We start from the raw sequence: 22,231 nt of genomic DNA, 5'->3' as shown, positions 1-22,231 counted from the left end.
GGAGTTGGTTGAATCTTTCTCCTTGGGTGAGCTTCATGCTATCCCACCCATCGCATGAAACCGCGATGGATGGGGCACCCATATTCTTGCCGGTTTGACGGAAGCAAAAGCAGGTCCTCCCGCTTCGCGGAAGGATGACAACATTTTCGCCCCTGATCCTTTACTGTCTCTCTGCCGAACCGGGTTGAGGTTTGGTCAGCGGTGCGGTGATGTCGTCCAGGTAGTCAGGGCCGCTGTCTACGCGGACGAGGGCGGGGTAGCGTTGGCCGTCGTGGTAGTTGATGTCGGTGAGGGTGACGAAGTTGTCGCTTTGCAGGATGAGATGGAGTGGTTCGGTTGTGCCTTTGGCTTTATCGATGGCGGCCTTGAGCGCGCCTGAAGAGAAGATGATGCCGTCGACGGCGATGATCTTCTGTCCGGGGTGGAGCCTGGCGGTGTCGGCTGGGCCTCCCCAGCGGACGTCGGAGATGACGCCGGAGTCGGAGACACGGATGCCGAGCGAGTACCAGACGTTGGCTCCGCGCGGGTGTCTGGAGGTTTTGTCGATGATCTCTTCGGATGCGTTCGGCTTTGCGGTGTAGACGAGCTTGTAGCCGCCGCGCGTGATGCCGTCGAGGTCGGCGTGTGGGTTGATGTTGTCGATGCGGTCATGGAGGAACTTTGCCCAGTCGTAGGGTGTGACCTGGTTCAGGTCGGCGACGATCTCGGGAAGCTCATAGGGGACGATGAGCGGGCCGGTGTTTCCGCCCTTGCCGAGGAAGATGTGCAGGAAGTCGGTGAGGGACTTCTGGTTGTTGGTGCGCTGGCGGATGAGCGTGTCGGCGTCGAGCCAGAGGAGCTCGCCTTCCTGGTAGTAGTCCTGTCCGCGGCGCCAGTTGGACCAGGTTGCGCTGGTTTCGCGCAGGACGCTGGCGGCGATGGCAGTGTCGAGTGTGGGGCGCCACTCTCGGCCAGGCTTGTTGTCGAGATTGGCGGCGGACATGGCGAGGATGTCGCGGTACTCGGATTGCGACTTCAGGCCAGAGCGTGTGGCGAGCACATTGCCCATATACTCCGTCAGGCCCTCGTAGACCCAGAGCAGGTCGGTTTGTTCGGGTGTCTCGAACGTTGGCTGGTAGAGGCGAGCGGGGCGGCGATATTTGCCGTTCCACGAGTGGGTGAACTCGTGCGAGAGCAGGTCGGAGTCGACGAGCTGGTGGTCTTGATCGGAGAAGATTTTTTCGTCGGTGCCGTTGTCGGAGGACTGGCCGTGCTCGAGGCCTTCGCCGTCGGTTGCGTCGGAGAGCGTGAGGAGGAAGTGGTAGACGTGGTAGTGGTGCGAGGCGTAAGCGGCGCTGGCTTCGCGGACGAGGTTGGAGAGCTCGTCGAGGAGCTGTGGGCGAAGATTTGAGTCGTAGGGTTCGTCGGCGACTACGTCGATGTAGTGCTTGGGGGAGATATCGGGCGCGAGGGCGAGCTCGTGGAAGTATTCGCCGGTGATGACGGGGGAGTCTTCAAGCTGCTCGACGGTGGTGGCCGCGTAGTGCGTGGTGACTGCGCCGGGTGTGGAGGTGTGGTCGGCTTCGTCGACGCCTGTCTCTGGAACGGGCTTGGTGTCAGTGCCTGTGGGCGTGAGCGCGGTGCCGATGCCCCATCCTGCTGGGACGGAGACGGAGGGCTCGATGGGGATGTCTTTGACGGGCTTGTCGGCGGGATAGAGCAAGAGTTTTTCCCACTCAAGCACGGCCCACTTTTGCGTAACGCGTGAGGTGACGATGCAGTCGAGGTGCGCGTGCAGCGTGGTTACGCCTTCGGGGATGGTGACGTGGAACTGGTACATCTCGACGTCATCGCGGCGCCAGGCGAGTGGCTTGCCGTTGGCGGTGAAGACGACGCCGGTGATGTCGCTGACGGGGCCGGTGGGGCGATGGTTGCCGGGAATCCACTTTGGCGTGGTGAGCGTGAGGTCGCCGGCGTGGACGGGGATGTCGATCTCGGCGTGGTAGAGCTTGCGGGGGGCTTCAGAGAGGTCGGCGGTGATGCGGATGGGTTGCTCGGCGTAGAGAGCGACGGTAGAGGTGAGAGCGAGCAGAGCAAGGGTTAGAAAAGAACAACGTTTGTTCATTCGAGAACTCTTTCGTGGCAAGAGTATGTTTGCAAGTTAAGGGGACGGCATGAGCCGTGCCACAAAATGGTTGCTCTCAAATGCTGCTCTGCACCGTTGAGATACGGTATTTGATTGTTCGTGCAAGTTTCAGGCTCTTGTCAGGCTTTGAGCGCGGACTCGATGGCGGAGACGACGGCAGGATCGTCGGGCGTAACTTCGGGTGAGAAGCGCGCGGCGACGTTGCCGTTGCGGTCGATGAGGAACTTCTCGAAGTTCCAGAGGATGCCAGGCTCGGGATTGGTGGCGGAGTTGTGCTTGCTGGCGAGGAACCCGTTGAGGCGCTCGCGGAAGCTCTGGCGCGTGGGGCCGGTGGCTGTGGGCTGTGCAGCGATGAGCGCCTGGTAGAGCGGATGCGTGGCCGCGCCGGTGACTGCGATCTTCGAGAACATGGGGAAGTCGACGCTGTAGTTGGTGCGGCAGAATGAACTGATCTCTTCGTTTGAGCCAGGCTCCTGCGAGCCGAAGTCGTTGGCGGGAAAGCCGAGGACGGCTAGGCCGGAGTCTTTGAAGCGGGTGTAGAGCTTTTCAAGAGCGTCGTACTGCGGCGTGAGTCCGCACTGACTGGCGACGTTGACGATGAACATGGCCTTGCCACGGAAGGGTTCAAGTGTGGTGGCTTCGCCGGTGATGCGATGGACGGGGATGTCGTAGATGGAGGTAGGCATACGGTCCTGTTGGATGGATTTCGTTTGCTTAATTATAGGGCGCAGAAAGAACGAAACCCTAAGAAAAGTAAGGAGCCGGTTGACAAAGGCAGTAATATCTATGAAGCATGTCCCTGACAGATTCGATTCTAGGAAAACCCCTCGCGACAAGTGAAGAGCGGGCTGAGCAGATTGGTGTTGCTGCCGGCATCCCCATCTTCGGACTTGATGCACTGACCAGCGCTGCATACGGCCCGGAAGCGGCGATGACGCTGCTGATTCCGTTGGGCGTCGCGGGACTGCAACACATCGTTCCGGTCATTACGGCGATCCTGATTCTGTTGGCGATTGTGTTTTTCAGCTATCGGCAGACGATTGCGGCGTATCCGCATGGCGGCGGTTCGTACACGGTGGCGACGGAGAACCTGGGGACGTTTCCGGGACTACTGGCCGCAGCGGCGCTGATGATCGACTACATTCTGACGGCGGCGGTAGGTATTTCAGCAGGTGTCGAGGCGCTCACGGGCGCGATACCGAGTTTGTTGCCGCACACATTACTTATCTGTTTAGTCATCCTTACGATCTTAGTGATCGTGAATTTGAGGGGTGTGAAAGATACAGGGGCGGCATTCATCGTGCCGACCTTTTTGTTTGTGGCCACATTGCTGACGGTGATTGGAGTAGGCGTCTTCAAGACCCTCCATTCTGGCGGACACCCGGTGGCGGTGACATCGCTTCCTCCTGCCGTTCCGACGACGGTGAAGTATCTGACCTTGTGGTTGCTCTTGAAGACATTCTCGAGTGGGTGCGCGGCGATGACTGGCGTCGAGGCGGTCTCGAACGGAGTGATGGCGTTTCGCGAGCCGAACCGTACCAGGAGAGCGCAGACCGCACTGACGATCATTATCGGCATCCTGATGGTGTTGCTGTTCGGGATTGCGTGGCTTTCGCGCGCGTACGGCATTACGGCGATGGACCCCAATGCGGAGCACTATCAGAGCGTCGTGAGTATTTTGACGGCGGCGGTGTTTGGACGTGGGTGGTTCTACTACCTGACGAGCGCTTCGGTGCTGGCTGCGCTGTCTTTGAGCGCGAATACGGCCTTTGCCGATTTTCCGCGACTGACACGCGCGATTGCTCAGCATGATTTTCTACCGCATGTGTTCATCCTGCGTGGACGGCGGTTGCTCTACTCGCACGGTGTCTATGCCCTGACTGGATTCACGGCGGTGATTCTGATCCTGTTTGGAGGCATCACCGACCGGCTGATTCCGCTGTATGCCATTGGCGCGTTTCTGGCGTTCACGCTTTCTCAGGCCGGCATGGTGATGCACTGGAAGAAGGAAGAGGGTGGCATCCGGCGGCATTGGTGGCACATGTTCGTCAATGGTATTGGTGCGGTTGCCACAGGCATTACGACGCTTGTGGTGGCTACCGCGAAGTTTCATGATGGCGCGTGGGTTACGGTGCTGCTGATCCCAACGATGATTCTGATCATGATGGCGGTGAAGCACCACTACACGCGCGTGAAGCGTGAGATGAAAGAGATTACTCCGCTGAACCTGGTGAACCTGGAAGAACCGATTGTGGTGATTCCGATGGCGAGGTGGGACCGCATTACGGAGAAGGCGATGCGGTTTGGGCTGTTGCTCTCAAAGCAGATCAAGGTGGTGCACGTCCATACCGATGATGAGGATGGACACCTGGATGAGGTTTGGGAAGACCATGTGCTTGCGCCGATACGGGCGGCGCATTTGAAGGAGCCGGAGCTGAAGGTGATCCGGTCACAGTACAGGTTTGTGATCCATCCGCTGATGGATTACATCCTTGAGTTGGAGAAAGAGAATCCTGGCCGCAAGATCGCTGTGCTGCTGCCGGAGCTGGTGGTGCGGCACTGGTGGGAGAATGCGCTGCACAATCAGCGCGTGCAGTTGCTGAAGCTGCTGCTGCTGCTCAGGGGCAACCAGAGGATTGTGGTGGTGAATATTCCCTGGTATCTGTGAGGCTTATAGCGTAGCCGCGATTGCCGCCTTGTACGTGGGTGAGAGCTCGCGCAGGCGGGCAACGGCTGCCGGGACGAGCTTGAGTGCTTCGTCTACCTCATCGTCCGTTGTCAGTTTCGAGAGCGAGAAGCGGATGCTGGCGCGGGCGCGGGCCGGGCTGAGGCCCATTGCCGTGAGGACGTGTGAGGGCTCGGTTGCGCCGGACTGGCAGGCGGCGCCTCCGCTGACCGAGAGGCCCTTGAGGTCGAGCGCGATGACGAGCGCTTCGGCTTCGACGTGGTCGAAGTAGAGGTTGGCCGTGTTGGCGACGCGCGGTGCGCCTGCTCCGTTGATGCCTGCTTCTTCAACTTCAGCGAGGATGCCTTGTTCGAGGCGGTCGCGTAGTGGGGCCAGCTTTGCCGGACCGTCTGTTGCGAGCCACTGCAGTGCGAGCTCGGCGGCTTTGCCGAGGCCGACGATTCCGGCGACGTTTTCCGTGCCGGCGCGACGCTGGCGCTCGTGCATGCCACCGTGCATCATGGGCGCGAGGCGCACGCTGCGCCGCACGAAGAGCGCGCCGATGCCCTTGGGCGCGTGGATCTTGTGGCCGGAGATGGTGGCGAGGTCCACGTCCTTGAGCGGCCCTTTCGGGCTGAGGTCGATGGGCAGCTTGCCTGCAGCCTGGACGGCGTCGGTGTGGAAGAGCGCTCCGGTCTGGTGGGCGATGGCGGCCAACTCGGCGATGGGCTGGATGACGCCGGTCTCATTGTTGGCAAACATCACACTGACGAGGCGCGTGTTGGGGCGGATTGCTGCGGCGAGCGCGGCTGGCTCGATGAGGCCTTGTGCGGTGCAGGGCAGGAATGTGACTTCGACGTTCTGTTTTTCGAGCGCCTCGGCGGCGTGCAGGACGGCGTGATGCTCGATGCTGGTGGTAATGAGATGTGATTTTTCGCCGTTGGTGGTTTTGAGCGTGCCGAAGAGTGCGAGGTTGTCGCTCTCAGTGCCGCCGGAGGTGAAGACAATTTCGGAGGCGCGGCAGCGCAGGAGGCGGGCGATGGAGTCGCGGGCCTGGTCGACGGCGGCGCGGGCTTGCTGGCCCTGCTGGTGGATGGAGCTGGCGTTGCCGTAGTGCTCCATGTAGAAGGGACGCATGGCCTCGAATACCTCTGGCAGGAGAGGCGTGGTGGCGTTCGCGTCCATGTAAATCCTGCGCACAGCTTCATTTTACCGCTGTGGCTGGTGCGGTCGTGGAAACGGTATCAGGCGTGGGTGAAGGGCTTTCTTGCGAGGACGAGGAGATCGCTGCGGAAGGTCTCCGGTTGCATGGCTCGGATCAGTTGCTCGATCTTGTTGAGAACAGGGACGAAGGCGAGGTCGGGCGAGCCGTTGATGTATTCGATGAATTCGACCTGCATGCCTGCGTTGGCAAGCGTTTTTTCGAGAGTGGCGGACGTGTTCATTCGATAGTGCGTCGGAAAGATGTCATGGGGGTCGCGAGACTGAGCCCGCCATGTGAAGGCTCGCTTGATGGCATTGGGGATGCCGCTTGCTGCAGCAACCAGAAGATTCTTCAGGTTGGGGGTCAAAGCGAGAAAAGCTCCGCCTGGAGCCAACACTCGCGCACACTCCCCGACTACTTCGGATGGGTTGGCGAGATGTTCGATGACCATTTGAGCAGTGATCAGGTTGAAGGAGCTGTCTGGAAAGGGCAGCCGCTCAATGCTGCCAACACACGCCTCGTGGATGTACGGGTTCAGTTCTAAATCTTTCTCTTCGAGGTCAATCCCGACGATACGTTTGCAGACACGACTGAATTGCATCTGTGCTGTTTGCGCGTCGGGCAGCCATTCTCGAATGAGGAAGCGTCCGCATCCCAAGTCCAGCCACGCGGTTTCCCTGTCAACGAGCGAAAACAGGAGATTCCGATAGGCAGCTTCTGCGCACGGACGATCTACATGCGGAGTGAGAACTCCAGCAAGCGATTCGTATTCAATCATTCTGCACTCTCGAAAAATAAAACAACAAAGAAACAACAAGACGGGTGATTACAACAGCCCAGATTCCAGGTTGACGTACAAACCACATGGATTGTCCATAGGACGGCAATCACTTGTCTTTCGCCCCAACTGGCGAGAGCGATTGAGTTAGGTGGTTCAATCGCTAGGATGCCCTCTATGCAATCGAGGTTTTCAAGCGCTATCAATCGCTTTCCGGAGATGAAAAAAACTGTTGATCAGAGAAATGCAAAAGGGAGCGGCCTGGAAGCCGCTCCCTTTTTGATGGCGATGCCGATTCTGAACAGAAACTGATGTGTTCGAAAGAAGCTCGGCTTACCTGCTGGCCAGGGGGACATATGGCGCAGGGTAGGCAGGGCCGACGTACTCCGCACGCGGGCGGATGAGGCGGTTGTCGTCGTGCTGCTCGATGACGTGCGCGGCCCAGCCGGCGATGCGGCTGACGGCGAAGATCGGGGTGAAGAGGTCGATGTCGATGCCGAGCAGGGTGTAGGTCGAGGCGGAGTAGAAGTCGACGTTGGCGTTGAGCTTCTTCTCCTGCTTGACGAAGTTCTCGATCTTGCGCGACATCTCGAACCACTTCATGTTGCCGGAGGTCTTGCTGAGCTCCTCGGACATGCGGCGCAGGTGCGTGGCGCGCGGGTCTTCGGTATGGTAGACGCGGTGGCCGAAGCCGGAGATCTTCTTCTTCTCGGCAAACATCCTGCGCACGTGCTCGACCGGGTCTTCTCCGGCTTTGTCGATGGCGTAGAGCAGGCGCATGGTGGCTTCGTTGGCCCCGCCGTGGAGCGGGCCCTTGAGCGCGCCGATGGCTCCGGTGATGGCGGAGTGGATATCAGCCAGGGTGGCGGCGATGACGCGCGCGGCGAAGGTGCTGGCGTTCAGCTCGTGGTCGGCGTGCAGGATGAGCGCGATGTCGAAGGTGCGGGTTGCGGTCTCGGAGGGCTTTTCGCCGGTGAGCATCCAGAGGAAGTTGGCTGCGTGGGAGAGCGTGTGGTCGGCCTCGATGATTTGCTTGCCCTTGCGGATGCGGTCGAAGATGGCGACGATCATGGCGATCTGCGCGGTCAGGCGGAAGGACTTGCGGACGTTGGCGTCGTGACTGCAGTCGGCCTCGTCGGCGTCGTACATGCTGAGCATGGAGACGGCCGTGCGGAGGACCTGCATGGGCGAGGCTGCGGTGGGCACGCTGCGGAGCAGGTCGATGATCTTCGGGTCGAGCTGGCGGGCGGCGGAGAGCTGCGCGGAGAAGTCGGCCAGTTCCTGCTGATTGGGCAAGCGGCCGAACCAGAGCAGGTAGGTGGTCTCTTCGAAGTTGGAGCGCTGGGCAAGCTCATGGATGTCGATGCCGCGGTAGGAGAGGACGCCGGCGTCGCCGTCGATCCAGCAGATAGATGAGCTGGTGGCGACGATGCCTTCCAGGCCTTTCGGTGCAACAACAGTGGGCATGAGCAGTTTCTCCAGTAAAAGCAGGTACTTCGTTTATAGCGCAGCGCGGAAAGCGTTGTCACGGCGAGTTGCGCGAATATCGGCAAAATGGTGCGGCTTTCGGCGCGTGTTTAATGCTTTTCGACCTCTCAATTTATAAGACGCGAGAGGGGGAATAAGGGCTAAGACTGATGGCGGGGGTTTCTCCAGTGAGCAGCTGCGCCATGACGTGGGCGGTTGCAGGGGCCAGCAGGATGCCGTTGCGGTAGTGTCCGGCAGCGATGAAGTGATTGGTACGGCTGGGGGTTGCGCCTAGCAGCGGCAGATGGTCCGCCGTTACGGGACGTAGTCCGGCCCAGCTTTCGAGGAGGGTTGCATCGGCCAATTGTGGCAGCAGGCTGGTGGCCTGGGCTTTGAGACGCGCGATGTCGGCTGGGTGGACGGTCTTGTCGAAGCCGGCGTCCTCTACTGTGGCTCCGATAATGGCTCGTGTCGGCTTGGGGCCAGCGGCTCGGGGAACTATATAGATGTCAGGCGTGCGAACGACGGTGGCGAGCGGCAGGGATGCAGGAAGCGCGACGGCGAGCATCTGTCCTTTTTTGGGGGCTGTCTGGGTGGACCAGGCGCCGGTGCAGTCGACGAACTGTGACGCGTGAACGGTGCCTGCCGCGGTCTGGATTTCTACGGCGTCGCCTGAGGATTTTGCGGAGAGGAACTTCGTCTGAGTGCGTAGTTCGATTGTGGTCGCCCGGACGGCGGCCAGAAGTGCCGTGGCCAGCTGGCGCGGATCGAGGCTGTGCTCGTCGAGCAGGACGAAGCGACGGTTGCCGGGAGTGAGTTGGGGGAGGATTTGGCGGAGAGCGTCGGCGCTGAGCACTGCGCTCGTCTCTGCCATGTGCTCGGGCAGCGCCTGGAGCGCGCGGCTGGTATGAAGTGGCACTTCGAGGCCGGAGAGATCGCGCAGACGGGTTAGATACGAGGGGTATAGCGAGATGCTTAGGTCAGAGAGAGGGCGCAGCGCGGGCGGGTTGTCGGGGTCGGCTGCGGCGAGCATTCCTGCGGCTGCGGTGGAGGCTTCGCCGAGTGGCATGGCTTGTTCGAGAACGGTGATGCGCGCTCCGCGATGGTGCAGCTCGAGCGCAAGCGAAAGACCGATGATGCCTGCGCCAGCAATGCAGATGTCAGAATGTTGCATAAGACCAGTGTAGTTGGCCGGGAAGCAGGTATAGTTTGGGGATGAAGTTCTGCCGGACGCGAACGGCAGGCTACAGCGTTTTTTTGAGGAGGTGTGCGATGAGCGAAGAGGGATACGTGGCTGAGCGCTCTATGTCGGGCGCGTTTATGGCCATCGTCGTGGTGGCGCTGCTGGCTGCTCTGGGGGCGCTGGTGTGGTGCTATGGACTTTCCAACCACCTTGCGGCTGCGGACCAGCAATTGAAGACCGCCGACCAGAAGAATGCGGACCTGGCCGCTCAACTGGATGCGACCAATGCGCGGCTGCGTGCGACCAGCGAGACGCTGGGACAGAGTGTCGGCATGACGCAGAAGCAGTTGGAGGCTCGCGCCGAGAGCATTCTGGCCTCGCAGCGTGCGGCCACGACAAGGCTTGAGGCCGAGCAGGCGGCGACTACGAAGCAGGTAGGCGCGGTTTCGACCGATGTGGCTTCGGTGAAGACGGACGTGGGTGGCGTAAAGACAGACGTTGCGAATACGAAGAGTGATCTTGAAGCGACGAAGACGCAACTGAACCGGGTGATGGGCGATGCCGGTGTGATGAGCGGCTTGATCGCCACCAATCACTCCGAGCTGGAGATACTGAAGCACAAAGGCGACCGGAACTACTTCGAGTTCACCCTGCGTAAGGGGCAGAAGCCGACGCTGCTCTCGTCGATCAAGCTCCAGTTGAAGAAGGCGGACGTGAAGCACTCGAAGTACACGATGATGGTCAGTGCGGACGACCGCAACATTGAGAAGAAAGACAAGGGGCTGGATGAGCCGGTGCAGTTCTACACGGGCAAGGATCCGGTGCTGTATGAGATCGTCGTCAACTCGATTGAGAAGAACACGGTGTCGGGCTATCTCTCCACTCCGAAGAACACACCCGCACAATAGCCGCGTTAATACTGGACAAAATAGAACGGGGGGCGTTTGCCGCGCCCCCCGTTCCGTTTTGCGTTTAGGTTTAGATTACTTCTTCTTTGCGGCCTTCTTCGCCGGCTTCTTGGCTGCCTTCTTAGCTGCTTTCTTAACTGCCATGTGCCTATTCTCCCTAATGATTAGACATCGACTCTGCAACAACACATCATTGCAGCTAACGAAGGTATAGATTTACGAAAATTAACTGTCAAGAAAAATCTTCTAGTTTGTGAAATTTTTTTTGAACAAAGTTTACGGCGAGAAGGGTCGTGACGCTCTCGTGTGAGTGTCAGATGCGAGATGCGAGACGTATACTGGCGCGTTCCGGCTTTCGATTTTTGATGCGATATGTGAGGCGCGAGCGATGAATGCAGTGGCGATTGTGTCGGCGGTGCGGACACCGGTGGGCAAATTTCAGGGCGCGTTTGCAGAGATGTCGGCGATTGACCTGGGCGCGATTGCCGTGCGTGAAGCCTTGCGCAGAGCGGGGATTGACGCGGCTTCCGGTTCCTCTGTGTCGATAGACGAGTGCCTGATGGGTTGTGTGCTTCCTGCAGGGCTTGGTCAAAATCCGGCGCGGCAGGCTGCGCTGCGTGGTGGTATTGCGGACACGGTGTCGGCGATGACGATCAACATGGTTTGTGGGAGCGGCCTGAAAGCAGTCGCGCTGGCGGCGCAGGCAGTGATGGCGGGTGATGCGGAAGTTGTAGTTGCCGGCGGCATGGAGTCGATGTCGAACGCGCCTTATCTTCTGCCCCAGGCACGGAGGGGGATGCGCATGGGCGACTCGGTTGCGGTGGACTCGATGATCAGGGACGGTTTGTGGTGTGCGTGTGAGAACTACCACATGGGCATCACCGGTGAGAACGTTGCTGAGAAGCACTCGATTACGCGCGAGCAGCAGGATGCCTATGCGCTGGAGTCGCACCGGCGGGCGAGCGCTGCGTGGCGTGAGGGGCGATTTGATGCTGAGGTGGTTCCGGTCGAGGTGCCGGGAAAGAAGGGCGCGGTGACGGTGGTGCGGCGTGACGAGAGTGTGCGTGACGACGCAGTCGATCATCCGGCCGCGGCGCTGGAGGCTTTGACCGCGTTGAAGCCTGCATTCAAGAAAGACGGAACGGTGACGGCGGGGAATGCTCCGGGGGTGAATGACGCTGCTGCGGCTGTCGTGGTGATGTCTACGGCGAAGGCTGCGTCGCTTGGCTTGAGGCCGCTGGTGACGATCAAGGCGCAGGCGACGAGCGGCGTTGCGCCGAAGTGGGTGATGCTTGCTCCGGTGACAGGGGTTCAGAGGGTGCTGAAGAAGGCGGGGTGGGACCGCGATGAGGTTGATCTATATGAGTTGAACGAGGCGTTCAGCGTGCAGGCACTGGGCGTGATGAAGGAGCTTGGGCTCGATGCCTCGCGGGTGAATGTCAATGGTGGCGCGGTGGCGATTGGCCATCCGATTGGTGCGAGCGGAGCGCGCGTGCTGGTGACGCTGATTTACGAGATGATCCGGCGCGATGTGCATAAGGGCGTCGCGGCGCTGTGTCTTGGTGGGGGCAACTCGGTGGCGCTGGCGGTGGAACGGTAATGCGACTCTGAGCTTGCGTTGTACGTCGAATAGCCTGTGGGGGAATGATGGAGAAGAATGTTCACCGCTTCGACGGTCTGGCGCAGCAGTATGCGAATTATCGGGAGCCTTATGCGCCGGAGGTCTTATTGCCTCGTCTGCGCGACTGGTGCGGACTGACACCGGAGTGGACTATCGCCGATATCGGCGCGGGTACAGGTATGCTGGGCGATGTCTTTCTCGCCAACGACAATCGCGTGATTGCCGTCGAGCCGAATTCGGGGATGCGCACGATGTGCGCCGAGCTTCACGCGGGAGACACGCGGTTGGAGATCGTCGACGGGACCAGCGAAACGACCGGCCTTGCCGATCACTCGGTGGAGATGATTGTCGTAGGCAGGGCGCTGCACTGGTTCGACGTTCCGCGCGCGATGGCTGAGTTCAGGCGCATCCTGAAGCCGGATGGATGGGTAGCGGTTGTGGCTTTTGGCCGCTCGCATACGGGGCGAGAAGAGAACACGGCGTTTGAGCAGCTCCTCCGCGAGCGTGCGGTCGATAAGGTCGACATGCGCGTCGCGCTTGCTATCTATGAGAGCGTTGGCGACCACATTCCCCGCGACTTTCATCACGAAGAGATTCGTGACACGATGGCGTTCGGGTGGGATGAGCTTCTGGGCATGGCGCTGTCGCTGTCGCCAGCCCCGCGTGTTGGCGATGAGCGTTATCCGCAGTTTGTTGAGGGGCTGCGCGAGTATTTTGCTCGCTACGCGGTCGATGGCGCCGTGACGGTCGACACCCGTTATTGGATCAATGCGGGGCGATTCAACGTGGCGTAACAGGATGGCTCCAGGCGCTCAGATGTTGCTATTTCAGGTACATGGCTGCGCCGATGCACCAATTCTGCGTCTGTTCTTCGTCCTGTCACGTTCTATTCAGCAAACATTGGCAGACTGGCGTTGTCCGGCAAGTGCAAAGCCGGGGGGGACGACGCCATGCAGCCACTCTCGCAGATTTCCCGAATCTGGCAGGTGCCCGATGCTTCGCAGGCCTATACCACGGGTGTTTCGCTCCATAGCCATACGAGCTTCTCCGTCGAGACGCTTAACTTCGTTCACGCTGTTTGCTCCAGCGTTCCTTTTGTAGACAAGATTGTTGCGCACTACGCCAGGGTCAGCAAAGAGCGGTACAACCTGACTCTGGATTTTGATACTGCACATTGGCGTCCGCCACTGCTGCCCCTGATGGCATTTGAGTTGGAGCGGAAGCAGATACTTTCGCTTGGGCTCGATCCGCTGGTGTCCATTACGGACCACGACAACATCCACGCGCCGATGCTGCTGCGCACGATTCCCGTGGCGCGGCGTATTCCGTTTTCGGTCGAGTGGACTGTTCCGTTTCGCAAGACGGCCTTTCATATGGGGATCCATAACCTGCCCAGCGAGGAGGCGGCTGGATGGATGGAGCGGTTTGAGAGATTTACGGCGGCGCCCGACGATCAGGAGCTTCGCCGCATGCTGCGCGAGCTGGACTCGATTCCGCAGGTGCTGATCGTACTGAATCATCCGATATGGGACCTGTACAAGATTGGCGATGACAACCATGCGATGGAGTTGGACCGCTTCCTCGCGCAGAACAACGGGCAGATACACGCTCTGGAGCTCAACGGATTGCGGCACGCGCGTGAGAACCGCCAGGTGATGGAGCTCGCACGGCGCTGGTCGCAACTGCTGATCTCCGGCGGCGACCGCCATGGACTCGAGCCCAACGCCAACATCAACCTGACGAATGTGACCAGCTTCAGCGCGTTTGTCCGCGAGATTCGCGTGGAGCGGCAGAGCCACGTGCTGTTTCTTGAGCAGTATGCGAGGCCATGGGAGCAGCGCATTCTGGAATCGACGCTCGATGCAGTCAGCGATCATCCGCAGTTCAGCCCCGGCTGGCAGCGTTGGGATGAGCGCGCTTTCCATCTGGACGGTACGGGTGAGATGCGCTCGATGGCCGAGCTGTGGCCGCGCGGCAAAGCGCCACTGGCATTGAGGGCGGCAATACAGTGCGTTCGCCTCCTGCGCCATCGTGCGCTGGCCAGCGCACTCAGCCTGGCTGCTCCGCGGGTCAATGTGGATGCGCTGGATGCCGATGCGATGCAGGAGATCGCGTAATTCTTCGTTCGCTGACCAACTGAAAACGAGCTGCCTTTTACGGCAGCTCGGTTTATTTTGAGTGTTTGTCTGGCTTGCAGCAGGGCGGGTAGATCAACCCTGGCTTACTGGCCGCTCGCGCACGTCGATGTGCTCCCTGGTGAAAGGCTGCTCGCGGAAGATGGTCCAGAAGTAGTTGAGGGAGTAGCGCATGGCCATGGTGAGGATGCCCTCTTTTTTCAACCGCCGCGCCGAGGAGAACATCTTCAACCCCAGCGTGAAGCGCACCTCGCCAACCTGTGCCAGCCGCCGTGCCAGGTCGGTGTCTTCGCCGTAGAAGGTGATGGCAAGGTTGAAGCCTCCGATGCGCTCAAGCCCATGGCGGGTGACGACAAAGTTTCCGCCCTGCACCATGGAGCCGACGCGAAGTACGTGGCGGTTGACCGCGTAGGTCAGCCATCCCAGCCCGTAGAAGACGCGCACCATCAACGATCGTGCGGGCGAGAGGTCGTAGTAGACGAGCGGGCCGCTGAGGGCAAGCATCTCGGACCGTGTCTCGAACTCGTCGAGCACGCGGCGCACCCAGCCCTGGGGCAGACGTGAGTCGGAGTCCACGTTGGCGATCAGCTCTCCGGTGCTGGCATTGAAGCCTGCCTGGCGCGCGTGTGTCAGGCCTTTGCGTGGCTCGTCCACCAGTTTGACTTCCGGGTAACTCAAAGCCACTTCGCGCGTGCGGTCGGTGCTTGCGTTGTTGACCACGATGATCTCAGCAGGTACATCGAGGCCGCGAATCTCGGCGAGAATCGATTCGATGCAGGCTGGGAGGTAGGCTTCTTCGTTGTAGGCAGGTACGACAAAGCTCAGTCGCATATGCCCTCAGTGTGTTGATAAGACGTTGCAGGCCGCTGGCGGCTCGAAGAATATTCGAAGAATTTTCCGTATTCAGCGTACCGATTTTGGCACTGCTAGCACTCGATGATGTTCAGCGCCAGGCCTGCGAGCGAGGTTTCTTTGTAGCGCGACTGCATGTCGAGTCCTGTCTGATACATCGTGGCGATGATCTGATCGAGCGAGAGTTTGTGGCCACCGGTTTCATGCATCGACATGCGCGCTGCGTTGATGGCCTTCACGGCACCCATGCCGTTGCGCTCGATGCAGGGTATTTGCACGAGGCCGCCGATGGGGTCGCAGGTCATGCCGAGGTTGTGCTCCATGGCGATCTCGGCGGCATGCTCGACTTGTGCATTGGTGCCGTTGAGAGCCGCGACCAACCCGCCCGCAGCCATGCTGCATGCGACGCCCACTTCGCCCTGGCAGCCGACTTCTGCGCCGGAGATGCTGGCGTTCTCCTTGTACAGAATGCCGATGGCGGCGGCGGTGAGGAAGTAGCGGATGATGCCTTCCTGCTTCTCCTGTGCTGTGCCTTCACAGAAGCGCAGGTAGTAGTGGCCAATGGCGGGGATGACTCCCGCTGCGCCATTGGTGGGCGCCGTGACGACGCGGCCTCCGGCGGCGTTCACTTCGTTTACGGCCATTGCCCACACCGTGACCCAGTCCATTGGTGCAAGCGGGTCTCTCGATCCTTCGGTTTCGAGGCGGCGCGCCAGGCGCGGTGCGCGGCGGCGAACGTTGAGGCCGCCGGGCAGGATGCCTTCGGTTTCGATGCCGCGCTGGGTGCAGGCCTGCATGGTCTGCCAGATGCTGAAGATTCCTGCGCGGACTTGCTGCTCTGCGTCTGGGGTGTTGCGCAATGCAGACTCATTGGCGAGCATCAACTCAGCGATGGTGAGGTTGTGCTGTTTGGCGGTAGCTAACAACTCTTCTGCGCTGCGGAAGGGGTAGGGAACTTTGCGCGTCGAGGACTTCGTCTCGGAAGTGCGTTCGGCTTCGGAGACGATGAAGCCGCCGCCGATGGAGTAGTAGACCTCGTCGGCGATGGTGACGTTGTTTGCGTCGAAGGCTGTGAAGCGCATCCCGTTCGGGTGCGAGACGACATCGGCGGCGGGATACATCTGGTCGCGGCGCAGGTGCAGGTTTTGGCGCTCGGTGAAGGGGATGATGTGATTGCCTGCGAGGTTGAGCCGGCCTGAGCTACGAACCTCTGCGAGCTTTGCGTCGATTGTTGCCGGGTCGATCTTGTCTGGAGCTTCGCCGAGCAGACCGAGCAGCACGGCGCGGTCGGTGCCGTGGCCGATGCCGGTGAGCGCGAGTGAGCCGTAGAGGTCGACGTTGACCGACGCGGTGTGCTCAAGGAGGCCCTGCGATTCGAGCTGGTGGACGAAGCGAAGCGCTGCACGCATGGGGCCGACTGTGTGCGAACTGGAAGGCCCAATGCCGATCTTGAAGAGTTCAAACAGACTGGTATTCACGGCTGTTCGATTCTAAACAACTCACAGGGAACAAGGCCAAAGCGACCGCGGATTTCGCGGATCTGCGCGGATCAATAGAAGAAATTAAATCCGCGATCATCCGCGTGATCCGTGGTCAGCATTTACAACAGGTGCCTCCGGACGAGTTCAAGCGCCTGTTGGCTGGCCCACAGGCGAATGCGGTCGCGGTCGCCGGGCAGGCGGAACTCCTTCACCTGCGTCTCGTGGCCGTCGGCGAGGCCAATGTAGACGAGGCCGATGGGCTTGTTTGCATCGGGACCGGGCGAACCCGGTGTAGGGCCAGCTATGCCGGTGATCGAGACGCCGAGTGAAGCTCCGGTGCGTGCGCGGATGCCTTCGGCTAAAGAATGTGCTACCTCCGGCGAGACCGGACCGTGCGTGGAGATCAATTCGGCGGGCACATCGGCGAAGGCGGTCTTGAGCGCGTCGGAGTAGACGACGGCGCCGCCGAGAAAGTAGCGCGAGCTTCCGGGGATTGCCGTCAGGCGCTGGGCCAGTAAGCCGCCGGTGCAGCTTTCGGCGGTGGCGAGGGTGAGGTGGCGCATTCCGAGGTGTAGCAGTACGACCTCTTCGAGCGACTCGCCGTGCGAGGAGAAGATTGCGTCCTCCATCTCGGCTTCGATCTTGCCGGTCAGCTCATCGACGCGCGCCTGCGCCTCGGAGAGCGTTGGTTTGGCGCAGAGGAAGTGGAGCTGTATCTCGCCTGAGTGTGCGAGGATGGTCGTCTCGACGTCGGGGTATTGCTTGTAGATGGGTGCGGTGCGCGCGTCCACATGCGACTCCGGGATGAGCGCCATGCGGAGCATCCGCTTGGCGAGATGGCGGATGGGCAGCGATGCGGCGAGGCGCGGGCGCACCTGCTCGTCGAAGAGCGGCTTGAGCTCGTTGGGCGGGCCGGGCAGCAGGATGACGATCTTGCGGTGACCGTCGACGACGGTGTCGAGATATTGACCCGGGGCGCTGCCGTTTTTGTTGTCGAGCGCGAGCGCGCCGTCGAGTACGTCGGCCTGCTTGGCGTTGTTGGGCGGCATCACCATCTGGCGCGCGGCGAAGCGCTTGTAGAGCGCGGCGAGGATGCCGTTGTCCGGGTGCAGTTCGACACCGATTGCTGCGGCTGCGGCCTCGCGGGTCAGGTCGTCTTCGGTGGGGCCGAGTCCGCCGGAGAAGATGACGATGTCCGCGCGGCTGATGGCGATGGCGGCGGCGCTGGTCAGGTGGGCGAGGCTGTCGCCTACGATGGTTTTGTAGGCAACCTGCACGCCGAGGTCGTTGAGCGCGGCGGTGAGGTAGAGCGAGTTGGTGTCCTGGCGGAAGGGTGTCAGCATCTCAGAGCCGACGGCTATGATTTCGGCGATCATCGTTCGGTGCGTCCGTTCTTTGCCGGTTGCGTCGAAGTGCTCGCCCGGCTCGATTGTGGCTGAATAAATCTATTCTATTGATTCAGTAGGCGATGGAGAGATGCACGGCGTCGCCTTTTGTGACGCGATAGCCAGCCGGAGGTGTTTGAGCGACGACCGTGGCTGTAGAACTTCCTGCAACCGGCGTGGCGGGTGTAGCGGGAGCCGGGCTTACCGTCGGTGCAGTAGTCGGGGTGCTGGAGGCTGTCGTTGTGGCTGTGGGAGTGGTCGTACTTGCTGCCGTGGGCTTGATCTCCTCTGCGCTGGCAATGCGTAATCCGGCGGCAGAGGCTCGCGTGGCGGCAGTCATTAGCGGCAGGCCTACCAGCGATGGCATGACGAATGCGGGGTCTTGGCTGGTAGCTTGAGGTGCGTTCTGGCCGATAGTTTGGCCGGCAGTTGCGTTCTGCTCTGCTGCAGAGTTTTTTGGCTGGCTTAACAGCAGGCTGACGCGTGGGCGGTCGATGCCACTGGCGTTGGCTTCTGGTGTTTGCGCGATGACGGTGCCGGGGTCTCCGGGCGCCTGCACGTAGGCGATGGTGCCGACCTCAAGCTGCACGCGGCGCAGGTTGATCGAAGCGGTGCGCTCGGACTCGCCGATCAGGTTAGGCACGGCGACCTGTTGCGCGCCGAGGCTCTCCGTCACGCGCACGATGGACTGGCGGCGCACGGTGGTACCAGCCGCAGGGGATTGGCCGAGGACGATTCCGGGAGAGGTGTTGCTTGAGTAGAAGCGATCTTCGAGGATGAGTCGCAGACCGTGGCTACGCGCTTGTTCGCTGGCGTTGGCCATACTCTGACCAATCAGGATGGGTACTTTCACCTCGCGTCCGTGAATGAACAGCCGCATGGTGATGAACGCCGAGGTAAGAAAGACCGCGAACATCGCCAATGCGCCAACGATGATGTTGAAGAAGCGATTGATGGCGCGGACGCTGACCTTCATGGCTTGTTCAGGATAACAAGACCCTCATCGCCGGTTGTCGGTGGCCGGTTCGGGGTGGATGAAGAGCCGCGTGACCTCGGGGCAGTCTTGTTTGAAGGCGTTTTCGAGCGCGGTGATGACGGCGTGGACCTCCGACATGGGCAGGTCGTCAGGCAGGGTTGCGTGGCAGCTTACCTGGATGCGGTTGTTCAGGCGCGTGACGAAGACCTCGTGAATGTCGAGTATTTCGGGAAACGCCTGCGCGGCGCGGCGGAGGCGGACTTCGAGCTGGCGGTCGGGTTCGAGCGACTCGGGCCGCTCGATGGTGGCGGGCTCGCTTTCGATGTGCGTCAGGATGGATGAGACCTCTGGGACCTCGCGGCGGATGTCGGCCTCAAGCTGCGTGACCAGGGCGTGGGCGTCGCGGAGCTTCATGCGCTCGCCGACTTCGAGGTGCTGTTCGACGTGGAGCTGGTGGTTGTACTCCTGCACGGTGACGTCGTGGATGGCAAGGTTCGAGCGCGCGGCCACGGCGCGGATGCGGTCATGGACGCTCTCTGCGACCGATGCTGTGGGAACAGGGTGAACGACGACGTCGGCTCCGGGTAGATGGCGCTGCACGGCTTCGGTGGCTGCCTGGGTGATCTGCTCCGAGCGCTGAAAGGTGAGGTTGCGCGGCATCCCGAGCGTCACGTCGGCGAAGTAGCCGGAGCCGGCGCGGCGTGTGCGGACGCGGTTCACCGAAAGGACTCCATCGATGGCGGCGAGATCGGCGATGAGGCCGCGCGTCTGGCTCTGGATCTCCGGCGGCGTGGCGTCGGTGAGGGTGTCGATGGTGCGGCGCGCAAGCTGCCATGTCGCGTAGACAATCACCATTGCGACGATGATGGCGGCGGCGGGGTCCGCGAGTTCGAGGTTTGGAATGTGCCAGTGCTTGCCGATGTAGGTCGCGGCCAGTCCGATGAAGACTGCCGAGGAGGACCAGATGTCGGTGCGGAAGTGTAGCGCGTCGGCCTCGAGCGCGTCGCTGTGCGTCTCACGCGCAACGGTGTGGAGGCGGCTGGAGCGCGTGAAGTCTACGGCAATCGACAGCAGCAGCACGACGAACGGCCAGATGGAGAACGTCAGGGCCAGATGTTCGCGCGTAGTGATGCGACCGATGGCGGCGGCGAAGATCCAGACCGCGGAGCCGAGCATGAGCACAGCTTCGAAGGCGGCGGAGAGGCTTTCGACCTTGCCGTGGCCGTAGGTGTGGACCGCGTCGGCGGGCCTGCCGGAGACTTGCACGGAGAAGAAGGTGAGGGCCGCGGCGAGCACGTCGATGCCGGAGTGCGCTGCCTCGGACAACATACCGAGCGAGCCGGTGAGCAGTCCGGTGATGAGCTTCAGCAGCGTGACGCCCAGTGCTGCCAGCACGCTGTAGAGCGCGGCGGAACGCTTGGCGTCTTGCGCTGGTGCTGTAGCTGTTGGACCCATGCAGAGATGCTACAAGGAACAGGGTGGAGGGTATAGAGGGAGAATCAGGGCTTGTGTGCGCGGTAGAGGCCGATGGCTCCTAAGGTGTATCGCGTCCATGTGGCCTGGGTGAAGCCCGCACTCTCGATCAGTTGCAACATGCGCGGCGGGCGGGGAAAGCGCACAACCGAGGCGTTGAGGTAGCTGTAGGCGGGTGCATTTCCTGTGATGAGACCGCCAAGATGCGGCAGGATGAATTTGAAGTAGAGGTTGTAGAGCGTGCCGGTCAGACCTTCGGGCTGGTTGCACTCGAGGATGCCAATCTGGCCTCCGGGCCGCAGGACGCGGTGAAGCTCCGCGAGGCCTTCTTCGTAGTTGGCGAGATTGCGAAAGCCGTAGGCGCAGGTGATGAGGTCGACGGAGTTGTCGGCGACCGGAAGATGGAGCGCGTCGGCTTCGATGGGCATGATGTTGCGCGTGCCGAATTTTTTTCTGGACAGGGCGAGCATCTGGTGGGAGAAGTCGATGGCCAGGACGGCGGCTGCATTGGGTGCGGTGGGGCGATATTTGTAGAGTGCCAGCGTCATGTCGCCGGTGCCGCAGCAGAGGTCGAGCGCTACGGCTTCAGGACGTGCCAGGACCTCGCGGAACGTGCGCGCTGTGCGGCTCCACCAGCGGCGGTCGATTCCTGCGGAGATGATGTGATTGGCGCGGTCGTAGGTCGGCGCGATGGCGTCGAACATCTCGCGCACGTTCGCGGCGGCGGTGGCCTCGTCGGTCGTGCCTGTGGGGCGTGCACCGGTCGAGAGTTCGTGTTCCGGTTTCGTTTGGGTCATCGCGTGCTCTGGCGCATCAGCGTGAGCATCTTCTCGGTTGCGGCCAGTAGTTCGGCCTCGGTCACATCGCGCACAATCTGCGTTGCGCCGATGCCCTTGGGCAGAATGAACGAGCGGACGCCGCTGCGGTTCTTCTTGTCTCGCGCTGTTAGATCAACGAGCTTTTGTGCGGTAGCTTTGAAGGGTGAGAGCGGGCCGTAGCGTAGGATGAGGTTTGTCATGCGCTCGGCTTGCGCAGGCGTGACGGTCTTGCGGCCAACGGCCACGTTCAGTGCGGCGATCGACCCCCATCCCACCGCCTCGCCGTGAAGGAGCTGCTTGTAGTTCGTCGCCGCTTCGATGGCGTGGCCGATGGTGTGGCCGAAGTTCAGGATCATCCTCAGGCCGGATTCTTTCTCGTCTTTGCTGACTACATCGGCCTTCACGCGCACGCTGGCTGCAACGACGTGCGTGATGGCTTTTGGTTCGGCGGCGAGGATTGCGCTGGCGTTCTTTTCCATATAGCTGAAAAGCTTCGCGTCGCGGATGATGCCCGCCTTGATTGACTCCTGCAGTCCGGCGCGGAGTTCGGTGGCGGGTAGCGTGCCGAGCACGTCGGTGTCGGCCAGTACGGCTTGAGGGTGGTGGAAGCTGCCGATTAGATTCTTCCCGGCGGCGAGGTTTGCGCCGGTCTTGCCGCCGATGGAGGAGTCCACCTGCGCGAGCAGCGTCGTCGGCACCTGCACGTAGCGGATGCCGCGCATGTAGATGGCTGCAAGAAAGCCGGTGAGGTCGCCGATGACTCCGCCGCCGAAGGCGATGAGCAGGGAGTCGCGGTCCGCGCCCGCCTCGGCGAGCTGCTGCGCTAAATCCTCGACGCTCGCCATGCGCTTGTAGCGTTCGCCCGCGGGGAGAAACAGCACGGCGGGTGGCTCTTTGAAGCTGGCCAGAAATTGCTCCGACCAGAGGCCCCAGATCTCGGGCGAGGTCACGACGAACGGCACAAACGGCTTGCCCTGGTTCAGCTTCTCAAGGCGCGGCCGCAGTGTGCGCAAAAGGCCTGAAGCGATAGTGACGTCGTAGGTAGCGGATGGCGTTTTGACTGGAATGACGGACACGATAGTTCCATGCTATCGCAGGGGTGAGCGATCGTTGCTGGTGATCGCTTCTAACCAACAACTAACAACCGGCAACCGCTTTCC

General features: G+C 61.1%; 18 protein-coding genes. 5 read left to right on the top strand and 13 right to left on the bottom strand.

The features are described from left to right. Positions 1 to 160: 160 nt before the first annotated feature. Together IEX36_RS15970 and IEX36_RS15965 are read right to left on the bottom strand one after the other, a co-directional pair. Positions 161 to 2,104: a M61 family metallopeptidase gene (locus tag IEX36_RS15970; protein WP_188760569.1), complete on the bottom strand. Its 1,944-nt coding sequence runs from the start codon at positions 2,102 to 2,104 to the stop codon at positions 161 to 163. Between the two features lie 140 nt (positions 2,105 to 2,244). Beyond that, positions 2,245 to 2,811 (bottom strand): glutathione peroxidase, encoded by a 567-nt coding sequence (locus tag IEX36_RS15965; protein WP_188760568.1) that lies wholly within the window; start codon positions 2,809 to 2,811, stop codon positions 2,245 to 2,247. Between the two features lie 107 nt (positions 2,812 to 2,918). On the opposite strand from IEX36_RS15965, the gene IEX36_RS15960 reads away from it, so the two are divergent. Next, the gene (locus tag IEX36_RS15960) at positions 2,919 to 4,793 is read left to right on the top strand and encodes an APC family permease (RefSeq protein ID WP_188760567.1); all 1,875 of its coding nucleotides are present in this window, start codon (positions 2,919 to 2,921) and stop codon (positions 4,791 to 4,793) included. A 3-nt stretch (positions 4,794 to 4,796) separates the two neighbouring features. Here IEX36_RS15960 and IEX36_RS15955 read toward each other — a convergent pair whose 3' ends face one another. The 4 genes from IEX36_RS15955 to IEX36_RS15940 form a co-directional block, all read right to left on the bottom strand. After that, positions 4,797 to 5,975 carry a cysteine desulfurase family protein gene (locus IEX36_RS15955; RefSeq protein WP_229669068.1) on the bottom strand — a complete coding sequence of 393 codons (1,179 nt, stop codon included), beginning with the start codon at positions 5,973 to 5,975 and terminating at the stop codon, positions 4,797 to 4,799. A gap of 59 nt (positions 5,976 to 6,034) precedes the next feature. Next, positions 6,035 to 6,772, bottom strand: a complete 738-nt coding sequence (locus IEX36_RS15950) for a class I SAM-dependent methyltransferase (protein WP_188760565.1) — start codon at positions 6,770 to 6,772, stop codon at positions 6,035 to 6,037. A gap of 333 nt (positions 6,773 to 7,105) precedes the next feature. After that, a complete protein-coding gene (locus IEX36_RS15945; RefSeq protein WP_188760564.1) occupies positions 7,106 to 8,239 on the bottom strand; it encodes a citrate synthase in 1,134 nt (377 codons plus the stop codon). A gap of 133 nt (positions 8,240 to 8,372) precedes the next feature. Further along, positions 8,373 to 9,413, bottom strand: a complete 1,041-nt coding sequence (locus IEX36_RS15940) for an NAD(P)/FAD-dependent oxidoreductase (protein ID WP_188760563.1) — start codon at positions 9,411 to 9,413, stop codon at positions 8,373 to 8,375. A 98-nt stretch (positions 9,414 to 9,511) separates the two neighbouring features. Between IEX36_RS15940 and IEX36_RS15935 the strand changes: the two genes are divergently transcribed. From IEX36_RS15935 to IEX36_RS15920, 4 genes are all read left to right on the top strand, one after another. Next, positions 9,512 to 10,330 (top strand): hypothetical protein, encoded by an 819-nt coding sequence (locus IEX36_RS15935; protein ID WP_188760562.1) that lies wholly within the window; start codon positions 9,512 to 9,514, stop codon positions 10,328 to 10,330. Positions 10,331 to 10,718: 388 nt separating this feature from the next. Then, positions 10,719 to 11,930 (top strand): acetyl-CoA C-acetyltransferase, encoded by a 1,212-nt coding sequence (locus tag IEX36_RS15930; RefSeq protein ID WP_188760561.1) that lies wholly within the window; start codon positions 10,719 to 10,721, stop codon positions 11,928 to 11,930. 44 nt (positions 11,931 to 11,974) lie between these two features. After that, complete coding sequence (locus tag IEX36_RS15925) at positions 11,975 to 12,745, top strand: class I SAM-dependent methyltransferase (protein ID WP_188760560.1); 771 nt, start codon at positions 11,975 to 11,977, stop codon at positions 12,743 to 12,745. A gap of 156 nt (positions 12,746 to 12,901) precedes the next feature. Then, positions 12,902 to 14,068, top strand: a complete 1,167-nt coding sequence (locus IEX36_RS15920; RefSeq protein ID WP_188760559.1) for a PHP domain-containing protein — start codon at positions 12,902 to 12,904, stop codon at positions 14,066 to 14,068. Between the two features lie 93 nt (positions 14,069 to 14,161). Here IEX36_RS15920 and IEX36_RS15915 read toward each other — a convergent pair whose 3' ends face one another. The 7 genes from IEX36_RS15915 to aroB all read right to left on the bottom strand — a co-directional run bounded on the left by IEX36_RS15915 (position 14,162) and on the right by aroB (position 22,147). Beyond that, a complete protein-coding gene (locus tag IEX36_RS15915; protein ID WP_188760558.1) occupies positions 14,162 to 14,917 on the bottom strand; it encodes a glycosyltransferase family 2 protein in 756 nt (251 codons plus the stop codon). A gap of 95 nt (positions 14,918 to 15,012) precedes the next feature. After that, on the bottom strand, positions 15,013 to 16,416 hold the full coding sequence (locus tag IEX36_RS15910) for an L-serine ammonia-lyase (protein WP_188760557.1): 1,404 nt from the start codon (positions 16,414 to 16,416) through the stop codon (positions 15,013 to 15,015). A gap of 122 nt (positions 16,417 to 16,538) precedes the next feature. After that, entirely contained in the window at positions 16,539 to 17,795 is a 1,257-nt protein-coding gene (locus IEX36_RS15905) for a competence/damage-inducible protein A (protein WP_188760556.1), read from the bottom strand. Positions 17,796 to 17,877: 82 nt separating this feature from the next. Then, positions 17,878 to 18,780 (bottom strand): PASTA domain-containing protein, encoded by a 903-nt coding sequence (locus IEX36_RS15900; RefSeq protein ID WP_188760555.1) that lies wholly within the window; start codon positions 18,778 to 18,780, stop codon positions 17,878 to 17,880. Positions 18,781 to 18,804: 24 nt separating this feature from the next. Beyond that, positions 18,805 to 20,235, bottom strand: a complete 1,431-nt coding sequence (locus IEX36_RS15895; RefSeq protein WP_188760554.1) for a cation-efflux pump — start codon at positions 20,233 to 20,235, stop codon at positions 18,805 to 18,807. Positions 20,236 to 20,279: 44 nt separating this feature from the next. Further along, positions 20,280 to 21,050: a bifunctional demethylmenaquinone methyltransferase/2-methoxy-6-polyprenyl-1,4-benzoquinol methylase UbiE gene (gene ubiE / locus IEX36_RS15890; RefSeq protein WP_188760553.1), complete on the bottom strand. Its 771-nt coding sequence runs from the start codon at positions 21,048 to 21,050 to the stop codon at positions 20,280 to 20,282. Further along, the gene (aroB, locus tag IEX36_RS15885; protein WP_188760552.1) at positions 21,047 to 22,147 is read right to left on the bottom strand and encodes a 3-dehydroquinate synthase; all 1,101 of its coding nucleotides are present in this window, start codon (positions 22,145 to 22,147) and stop codon (positions 21,047 to 21,049) included. The genes ubiE and aroB overlap by 4 nt, the downstream gene beginning before the upstream one ends. Positions 22,148 to 22,231 lie beyond the last annotated feature (84 nt).

It is taken from the genome of Edaphobacter acidisoli, assembly GCF_014642855.1.
Taxonomy (GTDB): Bacteria; Acidobacteriota; Terriglobia; order Terriglobales; family Acidobacteriaceae; genus Edaphobacter; species Edaphobacter acidisoli.
This window is presented reverse-complemented; position numbering and strand designations above follow the sequence as displayed.

Coding starts and splice junctions, on each gene's coding strand:
- IEX36_RS15970 (WP_188760569.1), bottom strand. CDS start 2,104: ATGAACAAACGTTGTTCTTTTCTAACCCTTGCTCTGCTCGCTCTCACC.
- IEX36_RS15965 (WP_188760568.1), bottom strand. CDS start 2,811: ATGCCTACCTCCATCTACGACATCCCCGTCCATCGCATCACCGGCGAA.
- IEX36_RS15960 (WP_188760567.1), top strand. CDS start 2,919: ATGTCCCTGACAGATTCGATTCTAGGAAAACCCCTCGCGACAAGTGAA.
- IEX36_RS15955 (WP_229669068.1), bottom strand. CDS start 5,975: ATGGACGCGAACGCCACCACGCCTCTCCTGCCAGAGGTATTCGAGGCC.
- IEX36_RS15950 (WP_188760565.1), bottom strand. CDS start 6,772: ATGATTGAATACGAATCGCTTGCTGGAGTTCTCACTCCGCATGTAGAT.
- IEX36_RS15945 (WP_188760564.1), bottom strand. CDS start 8,239: ATGCCCACTGTTGTTGCACCGAAAGGCCTGGAAGGCATCGTCGCCACC.
- IEX36_RS15940 (WP_188760563.1), bottom strand. CDS start 9,413: ATGCAACATTCTGACATCTGCATTGCTGGCGCAGGCATCATCGGTCTT.
- IEX36_RS15935 (WP_188760562.1), top strand. CDS start 9,512: ATGAGCGAAGAGGGATACGTGGCTGAGCGCTCTATGTCGGGCGCGTTT.
- IEX36_RS15930 (WP_188760561.1), top strand. CDS start 10,719: ATGAATGCAGTGGCGATTGTGTCGGCGGTGCGGACACCGGTGGGCAAA.
- IEX36_RS15925 (WP_188760560.1), top strand. CDS start 11,975: ATGATGGAGAAGAATGTTCACCGCTTCGACGGTCTGGCGCAGCAGTAT.
- IEX36_RS15920 (WP_188760559.1), top strand. CDS start 12,902: ATGCAGCCACTCTCGCAGATTTCCCGAATCTGGCAGGTGCCCGATGCT.
- IEX36_RS15915 (WP_188760558.1), bottom strand. CDS start 14,917: ATGCGACTGAGCTTTGTCGTACCTGCCTACAACGAAGAAGCCTACCTC.
- IEX36_RS15905 (WP_188760556.1), bottom strand. CDS start 17,795: ATGATCGCCGAAATCATAGCCGTCGGCTCTGAGATGCTGACACCCTTC.
- IEX36_RS15900 (WP_188760555.1), bottom strand. CDS start 18,780: ATGAAGGTCAGCGTCCGCGCCATCAATCGCTTCTTCAACATCATCGTT.
- IEX36_RS15895 (WP_188760554.1), bottom strand. CDS start 20,235: ATGGGTCCAACAGCTACAGCACCAGCGCAAGACGCCAAGCGTTCCGCC.
- ubiE (WP_188760553.1), bottom strand. CDS start 21,050: ATGACCCAAACGAAACCGGAACACGAACTCTCGACCGGTGCACGCCCC.